This window comes from Myxococcus sp. CA040A (assembly GCF_013336725.1).
Classification (GTDB): domain Bacteria; phylum Myxococcota; class Myxococcia; order Myxococcales; family Myxococcaceae; genus Myxococcus; species Myxococcus llanfairpwllgwyngyllgogerychwyrndrobwllllantysiliogogogochensis.
In genome coordinates, this window is record NZ_JABUMR010000006.1 from 776,880 (window position 1) to 793,177 (window position 16,298).

A 16,298-nucleotide genomic window follows, 5' to 3' on the forward strand; every position below is an offset into this window, starting at 1 on the left:
ACACCCCCGCCCATGGGACGGCTTGGCGTCGGGTGGCGGGCAGTCGGGCCCGCCGCGAGTCAGGGGAGTGCCTGGAGCGGAGGGACTACCGCGAGCCCGCGGTGGACGACGGGGCCGCCGCTTCCGGGGCGCCAGTGGGCGCGGGCTCCACGTCGCCGGACGGGGCCTTGAAGCTGCCCGTCTCCGGCTCCACGGACCACGCGGAGAACTTCTGCTGCTTCACGTCCCGCAGCTTCCCGTCCTCGTAACAGACCGAATAGACGAGGAAGAACTCCTTCTCCACCGACGGCGCGCCGTGGCGGTAGCAGTCCGCGCCCGTCGCGTCGCGCTCGCGCGTCATGGGGCGGCCCAAAAGCGCCATCACCTGGTCCGTCGTCATGCCGCCGTGCATGGACTTGAAGCCATGGGGCGTGACGACCTGGAACGTCGGGCGCTGCTCGCGCACCATCGTCCAGAACACCACCGCGAGCACCACCGGCACCAGGGCGGCCAGGAGCGCCAGCGCCCAGCGGCCTCGGGACGCCTTGCGGTCCTCCTTGTCATAGGCCGTGAAGAGGTTGCCAGCGTCCGTCGGCGCGGAGGCCAGGGAGGCATTCAAGGGGTTCTCTGTCGGGCTCACGTCGACTGACATGCCGTTCCAACAGCGCGGATGCAAGAAACTCCACGCGGGGCTTCCGGTAACGCCCGCCCGGCAACTTCCCGGGCGTGTACCGTGCGCTGGAGGGCTTCCTTTCGTGACATCGAAGTTCACAATCGGTGGGAGGCCGGCCTGCTACATCCCCCGCCGAGGTAGGAACCAGGAGTCGTGAAAGATGGCGAAGCGAGGCGCCGCCGGACGCAGCGTCACCCCCCAGAAGCCCTTGGAGCGGGATGCCCTGCCAGCGGGGGCGGAGATGGATGAGGGGCTCTTCTTCAATCGCGAGCTGTCCTGGCTGGCCTTCAACGACAGGGTGCTCCAGCTGGCGGAGTCCGCGGACGAGCCGCTGCTGGAGCGGCTCAAGTTCGTGGCCATCTACGCGCGCAACCTGGACGAATTCTTCATGATTCGCGTCGCGCGCCTGCACGAACAGGTGCGCGCCAACGTGGCGCGGCTGGTGCCGGACGGCGCGGCCCCGGGCAACACGCTCGACAAGCTGCACGAGGGCATCTTCGAGCAGAGCAAGCGCCACAGCGCCATCTTCGAGAAGCTCCTGCGGCCCGCGCTCGCGGAGAAGGGCCTGCGCATCCTCAACGCGAAGGAGCTGGACGCCGATCAGCGCGCCCAGGTGGATCAGCGCTTCCGCGAGCAAATCTTCCCCGTGCTCACCCCGCTGGCCATCGGCCTGGGCCGGCACTTCCCCTACATCTCCAACCTGTCGCTCAGCCTGGCGGTGCTGCTGAGAGACCCGGAGGCCGGCGAGGAGAGCGTGGCCCGGGTGAAGGTGCCCAAGGAGCTGCTCCCCCGCTTCCTGCCCCTGAAGAACAACGTCTTCGTGCCGCTGGAGGAGGTCATCGCCCAGCACCTGGGAGACCTGTTCCCCGGCATGGAGGTGCTCAGTTGGAGCCTGTTCCGAGTCACCCGCGACGCGGACTTCACCGTGTCCGAGGACGCGGAGGACCTGCTCAAGGCGGTGGAGACGGAGCTGCGGCAGCGGCGGTTCGGCGACGTCATCCGCCTGGAGGTGCAGGCGGGCATGAGCCCCAAGCTGCTGGAGCCGCTGGTGGAGGCGCTGGGGCTGGAGTCGCGGCAGGTGTACGAGGAGCAGGGCCTCTTGGGCCTGGGGGACGTGCAGGCCATCGCCTTCGCGCCCGGCTTCCCGGAGCTGAAGGACCCGCCGTGGGTGCCCGTCACCCAGCCCCGGCTGCGTCCAGACACGGACTCGCCCGAGGGCGTCACGGTGATGGCGGCGATGCGGCGGGGAGACCTGCTCGTCCACCACCCCTACGACTCGTTCGCCTCGTCGGTGGAGCGCTTCGTCACGGAGGCGGTGGCGGACCCGGATGTCCTGGCCATCAAGCAGACCGTCTACCGCACGTCCGACAGCTCACCGCTGGTGCCCGCGCTGATTACCGCCACGGAGAACGGCAAGCAGGCGGTGTGCATGGTGGAGCTGAAGGCCCGCTTCGACGAGCGCACCAACATCAAGTGGGCCAACGCGCTGGAAGAGGCGGGCGTGCACGTCGTGTACGGCATCCCCTCGCTGAAGACCCACGCGAAGGCCATCCTCATCGTCCGGCGCGAGGGCGAGCGGGTGCGGCACTACGTGCACATCGGCACCGGCAACTACAATCCGAAGACGGCGCGCCTCTACACGGACATGGGCCTGTTCACCACGGACCCGGACATCGGCGCGGACGTGGCGGACCTGTTCAACTACCTCACCGGTTTCGGGCGGCCCAAGAGCTTCCGCAAGCTGCTGGTGGCGCCCCTCACCATGCGCGAGGGCCTGCTGGAGCACATCAAACGCACCGTCGTCGCCCACACGCTGGAGCGCCCCTCGCGCATCCAGATGAAGATGAACGCGCTGGTGGACCCGGGCATCATCCGCGCCCTCTACGACGCGTCGCGCGCCGGCGTGAAGGTCGAGCTCAACGTGCGCGGCATCTGCTGCCTGCGCCCCGGCGTCCCCGGCATGTCGGAGAACATCCGCGTGGTCTCCACGCTGGGCCGCTTCCTGGAGCACGCGCGCGTCTACATCTTCGAGCGCGGCACGGAGCTGCGCTGCTACATCGGCTCCGCGGACCTGATGCCTCGCAACCTGGACCACCGCGTGGAAATCCTCGCGCCGGTGGAGGACACCACGCTGGCCGCGCAGGTGCGTGACTCGCTGGAGCGCAGCCTCGCGGACAACACCCACGCGTGGGAGCTGCAGGCCGACGGCGCCTGGCGCCGGCTGACGCCTCCCGCGGGCGCGGACAAGCACTGGGCCCAGGGAGAAGTCATGGAGCGCGCCACCCGCCTGGCCCAGTTCCAGGGCGGCCGTCCCCTGCCTTGAACCACGGGGCCCCGACACCCGGAGCCCCACCGACAGCCCGCTTCAGCGCGCCGACGAGGGCCGCCGCGTCGTCCACCACGAGCACTTCGCCTTGCGGCGCGGGGTGCGCAGGGGCGGACGCTGACGCGCCCTCGGCGCACACACCTGCTTGGGCGTCCTCGAACACCGCCAGACCCCACGCGCCTGGGACCAGCGCGGGGAGTGACTAGCAAAACGGATGCACCAGGTGGCCACGCGAGAACTCGCTTCCCTCAGGGATGTGGAAACAACGGACAGACCGGATAATCAGGTGCGCCTGTGCCACAACTGAAGGTCGGAATTCAAGCATTACTCACAAAATGATGCCGACGCTGTAATTTCGTAAGTCAGCCTCCGAGGTCCCTGGAGACCTCCTCACGACGATGGGCCTCCACCTCGAGGACCTCCTTCCACTGAATCCATCCGGAGCGGGCCGCGTGGCGGGCGGCCGTCGTGGTGTCGTCCACGACGAGCAGCTGGCTGCCGGCGTCGCGGATGTCGGCGGCGATGCGCTCCAGCTCGCGTGCGCGGTCGGGGTGGCCGGGCACGTTGCGGATGTAGACGCAGAGGACGCGGCCGGGGAACTCGCGGACGATGGTGCGGTAGTGCTCCGCGTCCTCCTGGCCGCTGTCGCCGATGAGGATGAAGGGCAGGTGCTCCAAGTCGCCCAGCAGGCCGCGCATCTTTTCCAGCTTGTGGCCGTGGCCGCCGCCGGGCGCGAAGCCCTGGCTGGACAGGCCCCAGTCGCGCAGCAGCAGCGGGCCGGTGGGGATGTGGTGCAGCGCGAGGAACTCGTCCAGGTGCTCGTACAGATTCCACGGGCTGCTGGAGACGTAGAAGATGGGGTTGTCACCTGTCCCCTCCGCGCCCGCCTGGAGCGCGGCATAGAAGGCGTCCACGCCCGGGAAGGGCAGGCGCACGCGGTGCTCGGTGAGGAACAGGGCCCAGGCGCGCTTGAGCGGGTCCGTCACGCCGGTGACGATGACGGTGTCGTCGATGTCGCTGATGACGCCGTAGCTCGCGCTCGCGCCGGCCACTCGCACGGGGGCCGCCACGCGGGGCACGCCCTCCGGCTCCGGCGACAGCAGCTCCAGCTCCACCATGTGCCAGCCGGAGCGCACGCCCTCCGGAGGGGTCACCCACAGCTCCAGGAAGCCCTCCTCGTCGGTGGTGCCCTCCCAGCGCTTGTCGCCCCAGCGCACCGCCACGTGGGCGCCCGCGATTTCGCGCGTCATGTAGCGCTTGTAGGAGGCCACCGCGCTGCTCCACAGCGTGTGGCGCTGCTTCTGCGGGCGGATGTGGCGGTCCTCCAGGACGCGGGCCTTGATGACGGCGCGCTCGGAGGTGCCATGGCCCCGGTAGGGGAGGATGCGCAGCGGCGGGGCGATGCCCAGCGAGCGGCGCAAGCTCCGGCTCATCGCGTCATAGTGGGCGTCGACGCGGACGGCGAGTCGGTAGAAGGCGAGTCTTGGGTCGGCCATGGCGCGGAGCGTAAGGAGTGGGGGAGCCCGACTGTAGAAGACTCCGGGGCGGCTCGCGGGGCAAAGCCGCGAGGAAGTCGCCGTGGCCGGTGGAGCCGTCGGCCCGCGTATCCCTGGTGCCGTGCCTCTTTCGACAAGGAGTCCTGCCTTGCTGCGTCGTCACTTCCGGTGGTTGCTGGCCGCTGTCTCCGTGCTCGTCGCCTCGGTGGCCGTGTCTCAAACGGCGCCGAGCATCACCTTCCAGTCCCCGTCCCAGGGCTGGAATGTCTTCGCCTCCTCCAACCCGCTGCCCTTCAGCGGCGCCGCGAGCATCATCTACGACGCCTCGCGATTGACGCAGTGCCGGGGCAACATCAACGCCAACACGCCGGGGTGGACGATTACCGGCCACTACCAGTTCAACAACGGCCCGGTGCAGAGCTTCTGGGTTGCGGGCTTCTCCTCCACGCCCAACCCGCCCGCGCCGTCGATTCCGCTCAACACGCGCGGCGACCTGGCCATCTGGTTCGAGAACACCAGCCGCTGGGGCTGCCAGGCGTGGGACTCCAACTTCGGCAACAACTACCACTTCAACGTGCAGTGACGTGAGTCGAGCGCGCGAGGCTTCACGGGCCTCGCGCGCTCCAAAGTCATGAGGGCCGGGTGACGAGCTCCGCGCGGCCGATGGGGCTCTCTCCCTTGGCGAGCAACGCGCGGGCGGCGAGCACGGACACGCAATCCTCCGTGCTGTGGATGTCGCCGTAGAAGGTGAGCAGCGTGGCCGGGTCCACCACGCGCACGCCGCGCGCCTCCACCGACGGGACGCTCCGGACGAAGACGTCGAGGATGACCTTGCCGCCCGCGTCATGCCGCGCGTAGCGGTAGAAGTGCGTGCTCGTCGCGTCGAAGCGCGTCCAGATGCGGTGGTAGCCCCGGGCGGTGAGCACCGGGACGACCTCCGGGAAGCGCGCGGGCTCCACGAAGAGGTCCACGTCCTTGTGGTCGTGGAAGAGCTTCAGCTCCTCATGCGGGGGCGCCATGAAGTGCCACGCCCAGCCGCCGGACACCGTCACCCACGGCGCCAGCGCGAGCACTTCCTCCTCGCTGACGCGCAGTCGCTCGGGGTTCCAGGGCTCGTTCGCCCGCTTCGGATTGCGTGGGTCTCCCATGGCCGTGTCCTTTCGTGCGCCGGCCGGACGCGGGCGGACAAGGGCGGCTGACACGGGTGGAGACGCGCCGGGCGCCGGGCCTCACATGCCGGCGATGCCGCCGATGCCGGGCTTGAAGCGCCAGATGAAGTAGGGGCCGTTCGCCGCGATGTGCGCCTTGGACTGGAGCATGTGGTGGGGAATGGCGCTGTCGGCCACGTAGAGCCAGCCGTCCGGCCCGTGGTTGAGCGCGTCCGCCCAGCGGATGCGCGGGGACTTCACCAGCGTCTCCAGCCGTCCATCCGGACTCATGCGCAGCACGGCCCCGTGCTCCACGTCGGTCATCAGCACGTTGCCTTGCGCGTCCGCGCTGAGCCCGTCGTTGAGCGGCTTGCGGCCCACGGCCTGGAGCCGCTGGGCGAGCGCCTCGTCATCCAGGCTGGCGTCGCGCAGGTCCTGGGTGCGCACGCGGTACATGGTGTCGTGGTTCATCGCGGCGAACCACAGCCACTCGTCGCTCGGGTCCAGGGCGATGCCGTCCACGCCGCACTTCAGCGCGGCGAGCCCGCCGAAGAACACCATCTCCTTGATGGGATTGCGGATGACGAAGTCGCGCGGGAAGACGGACTCGTGTTTCTCCAACACGCGGCGCGCCTGCTTCGCGGCCACGTCGTAGACGATGAGCGCGGGCGAGCGGCGCCAGAAGCCCACGTCCGCGATGAACACCGTGCCACCCTGGGCATCGACCCGCAGGTCCTGGAGGAAGGAGCCCGGCGGCGCGACTTGCGGCGGGAAGTCGAACTCGTGCGCGAGGTGCCCGTTGGCCAGGTCGAAGGCGAGCAGTCTCGGTACGCCGAGGCCGTGGTTGCCATGGTCGATGGTCCACAGCCAGTCGCGCCGGTCGATGGTGATGCCGAGCACCGTGTCGAAGAGCCGCTTCTGGAGCGCCTCCGCGGGGAACGGCACGGCCTTGCCGTCCACCCACTCCCACAGCTTCGCGCCCTCCGGCCGGCTCTCCGGGTGGAGCGTGTAGAACAGGCGCCCCGTCGAGGACACCGCCACGTTGCCGATGGGCTCCGCGCTGCGCACCACCTCTTCGAGCGCGCTGTCCGGCAACAGGGGCATGCCCGTCACGTCCGGGTACGGTTCGCCTCCCCCATAGCGAAGGCGCACGCCGAGGGTCGCGAGCACCAGCAACCCCACGACGGCGACGACGCCCTTGAGGACGCGGAGGACACGAGCGCCGGGTGCGGGGGAGGACACGGGGACGGACGGAAGCGGAGCGGCCATGAAGGGAACCGGAGAGGTGAGCCCACCAGACGCGGTGGAGCCTCACTCTCCCTCAATACGGAGGCCGACGACGAGTGGTTCTGCGCCCCGTCAGTCCTTGCGCCCCAACGTCCGGTCCAGGTTGTACGCGGCGCTGATGAGCGACAGGTGGGTGAGCGCCTGCGGGAAGTTGCCAAGCGACTCGCCCGACATGCCCGTCTGCTCCGCGTACAGCCCCACGTGGTTGGCATAACCCAGCATCCGCTCGAAGGTGAGCCGCGCCTCCTCCAGCAAATCCGGCCGCACCGGGTTCGCCCGCGTCATCGCCTCCACCAACCAGAAGCTGCACAGGTTGAAGGTGCCCTCGCTGCCGGCGATGCCGTCCAGCGTGGCCTCCACGTCGTAGCGGAACACCAGCCCGTCCGACGTCAGCCCGCCCTTCGATGGCGGCTGGCGCATGTGGTCCAGCGTGGAGATCATCCGCGGGTCCACCGGCGACAGGAAGAACACCAGCGGCATCAGCAGATTCGCCGCGTCCAGCGTGTCCTTCCCATACGCCTGGATGAAGGAGCCGCGCTCCTCGCTCCAACCCCGCGCCATGATGTCCTCGAAGATGGCGTCGCGCGTCGCGAGCCACCGGGGCCGGTCCGCCGGAAAACTGCGCTTGTCCGCCAGCCGGATGGCCCGGTCCACCGCCACCCAGCACATCAGCTTCGAATACACGAAGTGCCGCCGCCCTCCGCGCACCTCCCAGATGCCCTCGTCCGGCTGGTTCCAGTGCTCGCAGACCCAGTCCACCAGCCGGCGCAGGTGACGCCAGAAGTCGTAGGAGATGGGCGCCGCGTACTTGTTGAACAGGTACACCGAGTCCATCAGCTCGCCATAGATGTCGAGCTGGAGCTGGTCCGCGGCCCCGTTGCCGATGCGCACCGGCTTCGCGCCGCCATAGCCCGCCAGGTGCGGCAGCTCCACCTCGTCCGGCACCCGGCTGCCATCCAACGAGAACATCAGCGGCAGCGGCCCATCCCCCTGCTCCGCGCACCGCGCCTCCACCCACCGCATGAAGGCCGCCGCCTCCTTCTTGAAGCCGATGCGCAGGAACGCATAGACGGTGAAGGCCGCGTCCCGCAGCCAGCAGTAACGGTAGTCCCAGTTGCGGGTGCCACCGGGTGACTCGGGCAGGCTGCACGTGGGCGCCGCGACAATCGCGCCCGTCGGGGCGAACGTCATCAGCTTCAGCGCCAGCGCCGAGCGCTGCACCGTCTCCCTCCAGCGCCCCGTGTACTGACAGCCCGACAGCCAGTGGCGCCAGTACTCCACCGTGGCGCGAAAGACCTTCTCCGCCGAGTCGTGGCTGTGCACCAGCTCCTCGCACGACACCCGCATCCCCTCGCGCAGCGTGAAGACGGCGGACTCGTTCTCCCGCAGCACGAAGCTCGCCGTGACACCCCGCCCCGCGCGCCGCATGGGCACGGAGGACGCCAGGGTGAGCTGGAGCTTTTCCGACTCGAAGGCGGCCCCTCCCGCGATGAGGTGCGTCGTGTGCGTGTCCCGGGCGTAGTTGAAGGCCGGGAAGCACTCCATCTCGAACGCCATCTCTCCGCGCACCACGCGCACGCGCCGGAGCACCTCGCGCACGTCCTTCTCGTCATCCCGCCCCATGGGCATGAAGTCGATGAGCTCCCCCACGCCGTCCGGCGTGTAGAAGCGCGTCACCAGCACGTTGGTGTCCGGCCAGTAGAACTGCTTGCACATCACCCCGTCCGGCTGGGGATGGAGGCGCCAGTGGCCACCCTTCTCCGGGTCCAGCAGCGCGGCGAAGACACTGGGGCTGTCGAAGTGCGGGTAACACATCCAGTCGATGGTGCCCTCGTTGCCTATCAGCGCCACCGTGCGAAGGTCGCCAATGACGCCGTGGTCCTCGATGGGCACCGAGCCCCCCGCCACCGAATGTCTGCCTCCCTGCATACGCACCTCGCCCTCAGCTGAAGGTGATGACCTGCTTGATTCCCCTGCCCGCCTTGCCCGTCACCACGTCGAGGAAGGCCTCCGGCGGATGGCGCGAGCTGATGAGCCGCTCCAGTCCCCCCGGCCAGCGCGCACGGAAGCGAGCCAGGTCCTCCAGCGCCGCGTCGAAGTCCGTGGCCGCCGCGTTCACCGTGCCCAGCAGCACCTGGTTGCGCAGCACCACCTGCTTGAGGAACTCCGCGCCCTCGAGCGTCAGCGGCTGTTTGTCCGACGGCACCCCCGTGAAGATGAGGACGCCGTTGTTCGCCAGTGCCTCGAGCGCGTCGAACGCCGGCTTCACCACGCCGGTGGCCTCGTAGATGATGTCCGCGGGACCCACGCGGCGGACCAGCTCAGCCGGGGACACATCCTGGGTGGAGAGGTAGGGCGCGCCCACCGCCTCCGCCGCGTCCGCCTTCGGGTTCGGCTTGCGGCTGTGCGAGTACACCGTGGTGGCGAAGCCCCGCCGCAGCAGCGTCAGCACCGCGAGCTGTCCCACCGGCCCCGCGCCCAGCACCACCGCGCGCCCCGGTGCGGGCCGCCACGGCAGGCGCTCCTGGATGTGCTCCCACTGGCGCAGGCTCTTCTCGGCGATGGTCAGCGGCTCGGTGAGCACGGCGACCTCGCGCAGCTCCGTGGGCACGCGGTGCACATACGCCACGTCCTCCACGAAGTGCTCCGAGCAGAAGCCATGGGCCTCCTTGATGCCGCGCTCGGTGAAGTCCCCGGTGATGCAGAAGTCGGGATGACCGCCGCGACACGCGGGACAGGTGGCGTGAGGACACGGCCTGCGCACGCGCGGGACGACGAGGTCCCCGACTTGGAGCCCCTTCACCGCCGAGCCCACCTCCACCACCTCGCCCAGACACTCGTGGCCGAGGATGAGGAAGTCCGAGCCCGGAGGCGGCGAGCCGTAGGTGAAAGAGACGATGTCCTTGTCCGTGCCGCACACGCCCACCTCGCGGGTGCGCACCTTCACCTGCGTGGGAGACTGGAGCTGGGGCTCTGGCGCGTCGATGACGCGCACCTCTTTCTTCCCGGGAAAGACGGCGACGGCCTTCATGCGCGGCTCCTGCCCATTCGAGTGCCGAATCCTGGTTGAGGTGTTCACCGCGCGGCTGGGACACCAGGGTCAAGGGTTGGGGGGTACACAGCGCCCGGTCGCCCGCTGACCGGGGGCGGCTGTCGACGAGTGCACGAAACCGCTGCCAGCCGGAGGCGCCCGGTCTATGAGTGGTGACCGTGAGCGAGCCCCTTCCCGCTGCCCCCACCGACGACACGCCCCTCGCCAGCCGCTCCACGGCCATTGGCACCGCGGCCTTCCTCCTCCTCGCCCTGCCCTTCCTGGTGTTCGGCCTGTGGCTCCTGGACGGAAAGTCGCGGATGGACCTCCGCTGTGAGCCGGGTGGGCCCTGCACCCTCACTCGCTCCGGGTGGCTCACGCGCGAGCCTTTGGCCACGCTGCCGCTGGACGCGATTCAGGCCGTCAAGGTGGAGCGCAGCCGCAGCGCCCGCCGCGCGTCCGTGCCCATCTTCCGACCCCAGTTGGAGACGACGCAGGGCAAGCTGCCCCTCTTCGCGCAGTGGGCCACCGAGGAGGGCGAGGCCACCGCCGTGAAGGAGCAGGTGGAGCGCTACCTCGCCGCGCCGGGCGCGGGACCGCTGGAGGTGACCCGGGATGACCGGCGCGCATCCCTGCGCGTGGGCGGCGCCTTCACCGGCGTGGGCGTGGCGCTGTTCATCTTCAGCCTGTGGCTGGCGTGGCGCACGCGGACCCACCGCCGCGCCGAGCGGTCCGCTCAGGCTTCAGCGGCCTGACACGGTCACTCCGCACCCGGTCAACCCCAGACATCCAGCGCGTGTCCCGTGGGCTTGCCGCCCCAGGGGTGGATTCCTGTCCACGGCCTCCGTGCTAGCTTTGCCAGACATGGAAGCTTCGACGAACCCGAGAAGCTGGGGGGCCTGGGTGGTGGTGCTGTGCGCCTGGCTCGCGCCGGGACTGGCCACCGCGAATCCCCCTGAGGCCGAAGACCCTTCGGGGCTCTTCCGCCACCGCATCGAGCGCGCGGGGACGCTGTACGAGTCGCTGGAGTACGAGAAGGCCCTCAACTGGCTGACGCAGGCGAAGCAGGTCGCGTCCACCACCGACGAGCAGGTGGAGGTGGCGCTCTATCGCGGGCTGGTGCTCGCGGACCTGGGCCGCAGGAAGCAGGCGCTGGAGGAGTTCCGCACCGGCCTCACACTGCGGCCCCTGGCAAAGCTGCCTGTCGCGGCGGCGCCCAAGGTGGAGCGGGACTTCGAGTCGGTGCGCAAGCAGGTGCAGCTCAAGCAGGGCACCGAGTCCGCGAAGGCCGCACCCGTGGAGGCACCACCTCCCGTCGTCGAGGAGCCGAAAGCCGTCGCGCCAGTGGAGAAGCAGGCGGACGCCACGCCCGAGCCGAAGCCGCTGCCCATCCACGAGTCGAAGCCAGGCTTGCGTTCGCGCCTGGGCGCCGCGGGCTCCTCGCTGGGAAAGAATGTCGGCTCGGCGCTGGGCTCCGCGCTGGATACGGTGATGGGCCCGAAAGACAAGCCCGCGACTCCGCCACCATCCGAGCAGCCCGCCGCCGCCGCGAAAGAGGAGCCGTAAGCGCTCCGTCCCGCCGCCCGCCACGCGAGATGAATCTCTGCTCAGTCCTCCTGCAACAGATTGAGCTTGAAGACATTGGCCACGCCCGCCTTCACCTCGAAGCTGCGAGTCACCTTCTTCCCCAGGCGCGGGTTGACGGCCGTCACCGTATGGACGCCCGCGGGGACGTCGATGACGGCGAGCGGTGTTTCGCCCAGCAGCCTTTTGTCGAGATACACGACGGCATAGGGGCGGATGCGAAACTCCACCGAGCCCAGCGCGCGCTTCACCGCTGGTGACGCGGGCTCCTTGCCCTCTACATGATTGTCACTCGCGGGCGGCACCACGGGCGCGAGCAGGTCGGAGTCGTCTGTGTCGAGGGCCCCTTCGTCCTGCTCCCGCTTCACCGCGAGCTGGGCCTCCAGCTCGGCCTCGTCCGGCTTCTCCTCCACGCCCTTCGTGTCCACGGGGACCGTGGGCGGCGCGGCGGCCACGAGCGCGGGAGTCCCTGGCGCCTGCGTCGCCGCTCCCGGCTGAGCCTGGGGCACAGGGGGCGGAGTTCCTCCGAGCAGCGCGTAACCACCCCCCGCGACGAGCAGCGCCGCACCCACGAGCGCCACCGGCACGAGCCTCTTCTTCCTCGCGGCGCCCGCCTCCGACCGAGGACGCTGCTCCGTCTCCTGCTCGAACACCGCCGGAGCGGGCACGTCCGGTGTTTCGGGGTGCTGCCTTCGCGAGGGACCGGAGGGCACCGTGCGCTCGGGCGTCTCCACCCGAGCGTCCCGAAGCTCGGGCCGAGACGACATCGGCGCGGGCGTCGGAACGAGGCGCTCCTCCACCACCTGCCCGACGGCCTGGGCAATCTGATACGCGCCCACCGGCTCGCCCAGGGACAACACGAAGCGCTCCAGGTCCGCATGGAGCGCGCGACAGTCCGGGTAGCGGTCCTCGCGGTCCTTGTGCAGCGCCCGGGTGATGATGGATTGAAGGGCGCTGGGAACGTCCTTGCGATGACGGCTCACGGGCACCGGTTCGCTCGAAACGATGGCCTGCATCATCGCCAGCTCCGAGGGCCCATCGAAGGGCAGACGTCCCGTGAGCAGCTCGTACAGCACCACGCCGAGCGCATACACATCCACGCGCCGGTCCAGCGGGTCCGCCCGCACCTGCTCGGGCGGCATGTACGCGACCTTGCCCTTCACGATGCCGGTCTGCGTGCGGTGCTTCTGTCCCGCCACCTTGGCGATGCCGAAGTCCACCACCTTCACCGCGCCCTGCCGGGACACCAGGATGTTGTCCGGGCTCACGTCGCGGTGAATCAACCCGAGCGGCTGGCCCGTCGTCGGGTCCGCGAACTCATGCGCGAAGGCGAGGCCCTCCGCCGCCTGCGCCACGACCTTGGCGCAGATGCCGGGGGCCAGCGGCTGCCCTCGCGTCGCGGCCTGTCGCTGCCAGCGCCGCAGGTTGGGCCCGTCGATGAGCTCCATCGTCAGGAAGTAGCTGCCCTCGGCTTCACCGAAGTCGAAAATCTGGACGACGTTCGGGTGGTTGAGCCCCGCGACGAGCCGCGCTTCGCCGAGGAACATCTCCACGAAGGACGGGTCCTCCGCCAGATGCGGGAGGATGCGCTTGAGCACCAGCGTCTTCTCGAAGCCCCCGGGCCCGGCCGCCTTCGCCAGGAACACCTCCGCCATGCCTCCGGTCGCCAGCTTGCGGACGAGTTCGTATTTCCCCAGGTGCATTGGCGGGAGATTCCCCCAGGTCTCTCTCCAAGGGAACCCCCACACCTGCCCTCCGGTCCGGGACAGCCGGGCGGGCACCGGAAGCAAGCGCCTCCGGAGTCCCTACGTTTCAGAAGCCGAGGTCACGAAGTGCTTGTACCCACGTCCAAGCACCGGGCCTCCCTGGTTGCTGGACGAGGAAGCAGGATGGCGAGCGCTCTCGAAGCGGCTCGCCACCCCCTTCCGCCCTGCCCACATGTGCCTAGTTTGTGGCCGATGCTGCGTGCCCTCCTTGGCCGATGGCGAAGCTCGCTGCGCCTGCTCCGGCCAGCGCACGTGGAGGCCGACCACGCGAAAATCTCCGTCACCCAGCTGGGCCACCGCTACGCCAACAAGGTCGTGGCGCTCCAGGACGTGGACCTGAACGTCCGCTCGGGGGAGCTCGTCTGCCTTCTGGGGCCTTCGGGCTGCGGCAAGTCCACGCTGCTCTACGCGCTGGCGGGTCATGTGCAGCCCACCGGCGGCACGGTGTCCATTGATGGACAACGCATCCGAGGCCCGGGGCCGGACAGGCTCCTGATGTTCCAGGAGGCGGCGCTCTTCCCGTGGCTCACGGTGCGCGGAAACATCACCTTCGCCCTGGCCGCTCGAGGCGTGCCGCGCTCCCAGCGCAAGGAGCGCGCGGACCAGTACATCCGCCGCGTGCAGCTCCAGGGCTTCGAGGAGACGCTGCCGCACCAGCTCTCCGGCGGCATGAAGATGCGCGCCAGCCTGGCCCGGGCGCTCGCGGTGGACCCGACGGTGCTGCTCATGGACGAGCCCTTCGGCTCGCTGGACGCGCAGACGCGCATCCACATGCAGGAGATGCTTCAGTCCATCTGGATGCGCACCCACAAGACGATTGTGTTCGTCACGCACGACGTGCACGAGGCGCTGATGCTGGGCACCCGCGTCGTCCTGATGGCGCCGCGGCCGGGGCGCGTCGTGAGGGACTTGGAGGTCCACCTGCCCATGCCGCGCCACCCCGAGGACGCGGCGCTCACGGAGATGGTCCGCCACGTCCAGGGCCTCTTGCGCGAGGTGGAACGAAACACCCTGCCGGAAGCGACACCGCCGAGGGCGACCGCGTCCACGACGGCGTCGACCCACACGCTGCCCGCGTCGGGACTGACTCGGCCCGTGAGGTGAGCCATGAAGCGCGATGCCCCCTTGAAGAACTACGGGCAGAAGCTGGGCCTGATGCTGTTGCTGCTGGGCGCCTGGGAGGGCCTGTCCCGGCTGGGTATCTGGTCTCCGTACCTCTTCCCCGGGCCAGTGACGGTGGCCAAGAGCCTGTGGGCCATGGCGGTCGACGGGCGGCTGTTGGATGCCACGCTGCGCTCCCTGGGGCGACTGGGCCGTGCCTATCTGATGTCGGTGGCCATCGGCGTTCCGCTGGGTCTGCTGATGGCGCGGCTGGCCTTCTTCCGCAACGCGGTGAAGCCGGTGGTGATGGGGCTGCAGGCGCTGCCGTCCATCTGCTGGCTGCCGCTGGCCCTCCTGTGGTTCGGGCTGACTGACACGTCCATCCTCTTCGTCGTGGTGATGGGCAGTGTGCTGGGCATCGCCATCGCCACGGAGGACAGCGTGCAGGGCGTGGACCCGCAGCTGTTGCGAGTGGCCAGCACGCTGGGCGTTCGCGGCCTGCGCTTCCAGTTCGGCGTGTTGTTGCCGGCGGCGCTGCCGGGCATCGTCACCGGGCTCAAGCTCGGATGGAGCTTCGCGTGGCGCGCGTTGCTGGCTGGCGAGCTGTTGTTCGTCTCGGGGGGCTTGGGACAGCTGCTCACGGTGGGGCGCGAGCTGATGGATGTTCCTCAAGTGATGGCGGTGATGGTGGCCATCATCCTCATTGGTATCACCGTGGACCGTGTCCTCTTCCAGACGGTGGAGGGGCGGCTGCGGCGCCGGTGGGGGCTGGAAGGCACGCTGTGAGGAGTGGGACGTGAAGCGCCCGACGCTTGTGTTTCGACACCCGTTGCCAACCCGTCCCGCCGTCCTTCTTCTGGGTGCCTATGCGCGCGTTTCGTTCCCTGGCTGTCCTTGTTCTCGCTGGCCTCGCGGGGCTGGGGGTCGGTTGCAAGCGTGACGCGTCTGGCGGTGCCGACGCGCCCTTGCGCATGGGGTTCTTCCCCAACATCACGCATGCGCAGGCGCTGGTGGGCAACGCCGAGGGCGCCTTCGCGGCGGAGCCTGGCGTGGGGAAGCTGGAGGTGAAGCAGTTCAACGCGGGGCCCGCGGCCATGGAGGCGCTGGTGGGCGGCTCGCTGGACGTGTCGTACGTGGGCACGGGGCCCGCCATCAACACGTACCTCAAGGCGGGCAAGGACCTGCGCATCATCGCGGGCGCGGTGAATGGCGGGGCGGTGCTGGTGACGCGCACGGCGAAGTCGGCGGCGGAGCTGAAGGGGAAGAAAATCGCGACGCCCCAGCTTGGCAACACGCAGGACATCGCGCTGCGCCACTGGCTGAAGCAACAGGGCTTGAGCACGAACCTGGATGGACAGGGTGACGTGCAGATTGTGCCGCTGACGAACTCGGACATCCTGGTGCAGTACCTGCGGGGAGGAATCGAGGGCGCGTGGGTGCCGGAGCCCTGGGGCACGCGGATGCTGCTGGAGCCGGAGGGTGGTGGGCAGATTCTCGTGGATGAGAAGACGCTGTGGCCGGAGGGGCGCTTTCCCACCACGGTGATAGTGACGACGCGCAAGGTGTTGGAGACGCAGCGTCCGCGCATCGTGGCGCTGCTGCGCGCGCACGTGAAGCTGACCGAGCGGTGGCAGCAGAACCCGAAGGGCTTCACGGCGGAGGTGAACCAGGCGTTCGGGAAGCTGACGCAGAAGCCATTGCAGCCGGCGATTCTGCAGGGTGCGTTCTCACGACTGGAGCCGAGTCTGGACCCGGTGCCCACGGCGCTGAGCACCGCCGCGAAGCATGCGCAGGAGCTGGGCTTCATCCCCACCTCGGACATCAACGGGCTGGTGGATTTGAGCGCGCTGAATGAGGCGCGGGGGAGCGGGGCGAAGAACTGAGGGGCTGGCTCTGGTCCGACACGA

At 69.4% G+C, this 16,298-nt stretch carries 14 protein-coding genes; 7 read left to right on the forward strand and 7 right to left on the reverse strand.

What is annotated here, in order from left to right; translation table 11 throughout:
* Positions 1-85 precede the first annotated feature (85 nt).
* Complete coding sequence (locus tag HUA75_RS29325) at positions 86-598, reverse strand: hypothetical protein (protein ID WP_254627807.1); 513 nt, start codon at positions 596-598, stop codon at positions 86-88.
* A 214-nt stretch (positions 599-812) separates the two neighbouring features.
* Between HUA75_RS29325 and ppk1 the strand changes: the two genes are divergently transcribed.
* Positions 813-2,975 carry a polyphosphate kinase 1 gene (gene ppk1, locus HUA75_RS29330; protein WP_141641881.1) on the forward strand — a complete coding sequence of 721 codons (2,163 nt, stop codon included), beginning with the start codon at positions 813-815 and terminating at the stop codon, positions 2,973-2,975.
* Between the two features lie 365 nt (positions 2,976-3,340).
* Here ppk1 and HUA75_RS29335 read toward each other — a convergent pair whose 3' ends face one another.
* The gene (locus HUA75_RS29335; RefSeq protein WP_174488245.1) at positions 3,341-4,474 is read right to left on the reverse strand and encodes an App1 family protein; all 1,134 of its coding nucleotides are present in this window, start codon (positions 4,472-4,474) and stop codon (positions 3,341-3,343) included.
* A gap of 148 nt (positions 4,475-4,622) precedes the next feature.
* On the opposite strand from HUA75_RS29335, the gene HUA75_RS29340 reads away from it, so the two are divergent.
* Positions 4,623-5,057 (forward strand): DUF6209 family protein, encoded by a 435-nt coding sequence (locus tag HUA75_RS29340; RefSeq protein ID WP_174488246.1) that lies wholly within the window; start codon positions 4,623-4,625, stop codon positions 5,055-5,057.
* 46 nt (positions 5,058-5,103) lie between these two features.
* On the opposite strand, the gene HUA75_RS29345 is transcribed toward HUA75_RS29340, so the two are convergent.
* From HUA75_RS29345 to HUA75_RS29360, 4 genes are all read right to left on the reverse strand, one after another.
* Positions 5,104-5,622 carry a hypothetical protein gene (locus HUA75_RS29345; RefSeq protein WP_174488247.1) on the reverse strand — a complete coding sequence of 173 codons (519 nt, stop codon included), beginning with the start codon at positions 5,620-5,622 and terminating at the stop codon, positions 5,104-5,106.
* Positions 5,623-5,703: 81 nt separating this feature from the next.
* Positions 5,704-6,891, reverse strand: coding sequence for an L-dopachrome tautomerase-related protein (locus HUA75_RS29350; protein WP_174488248.1), 1,188 nt, complete (start codon positions 6,889-6,891; stop codon positions 5,704-5,706).
* A gap of 90 nt (positions 6,892-6,981) precedes the next feature.
* Positions 6,982-8,838: a glycoside hydrolase family 15 protein gene (locus HUA75_RS29355; protein ID WP_141641876.1), complete on the reverse strand. Its 1,857-nt coding sequence runs from the start codon at positions 8,836-8,838 to the stop codon at positions 6,982-6,984.
* 13 nt (positions 8,839-8,851) lie between these two features.
* Complete coding sequence (locus HUA75_RS29360; protein ID WP_141641875.1) at positions 8,852-9,940, reverse strand: glucose 1-dehydrogenase; 1,089 nt, start codon at positions 9,938-9,940, stop codon at positions 8,852-8,854.
* Positions 9,941-10,119: 179 nt separating this feature from the next.
* Here HUA75_RS29360 and HUA75_RS29365 point away from each other — a divergent pair, with 179 nt between their 5' ends.
* Both HUA75_RS29365 and HUA75_RS29370 read left to right on the forward strand, forming a co-directional pair.
* Complete coding sequence (locus HUA75_RS29365; RefSeq protein ID WP_174488249.1) at positions 10,120-10,695, forward strand: hypothetical protein; 576 nt, start codon at positions 10,120-10,122, stop codon at positions 10,693-10,695.
* Between the two features lie 109 nt (positions 10,696-10,804).
* Positions 10,805-11,506, forward strand: coding sequence for a tetratricopeptide repeat protein (locus HUA75_RS29370; RefSeq protein ID WP_174488250.1), 702 nt, complete (start codon positions 10,805-10,807; stop codon positions 11,504-11,506).
* 41 nt (positions 11,507-11,547) lie between these two features.
* On the opposite strand, the gene HUA75_RS29375 is transcribed toward HUA75_RS29370, so the two are convergent.
* A complete protein-coding gene (locus HUA75_RS29375; RefSeq protein WP_174488251.1) occupies positions 11,548-13,227 on the reverse strand; it encodes a serine/threonine-protein kinase in 1,680 nt (559 codons plus the stop codon).
* Positions 13,228-13,482: 255 nt separating this feature from the next.
* Here HUA75_RS29375 and HUA75_RS29380 point away from each other — a divergent pair, with 255 nt between their 5' ends.
* The 3 genes from HUA75_RS29380 to HUA75_RS29390 all read left to right on the forward strand — a co-directional run bounded on the left by HUA75_RS29380 (position 13,483) and on the right by HUA75_RS29390 (position 16,274).
* The gene (locus HUA75_RS29380; RefSeq protein WP_254627808.1) at positions 13,483-14,394 is read left to right on the forward strand and encodes an ABC transporter ATP-binding protein; all 912 of its coding nucleotides are present in this window, start codon (positions 13,483-13,485) and stop codon (positions 14,392-14,394) included.
* 3 nt (positions 14,395-14,397) lie between these two features.
* Complete coding sequence (locus HUA75_RS29385; RefSeq protein ID WP_371746218.1) at positions 14,398-15,177, forward strand: ABC transporter permease; 780 nt, start codon at positions 14,398-14,400, stop codon at positions 15,175-15,177.
* Positions 15,178-15,257: 80 nt separating this feature from the next.
* The gene (locus tag HUA75_RS29390; RefSeq protein ID WP_141641871.1) at positions 15,258-16,274 is read left to right on the forward strand and encodes an ABC transporter substrate-binding protein; all 1,017 of its coding nucleotides are present in this window, start codon (positions 15,258-15,260) and stop codon (positions 16,272-16,274) included.
* Positions 16,275-16,298: the final 24 nt, after the last annotated feature.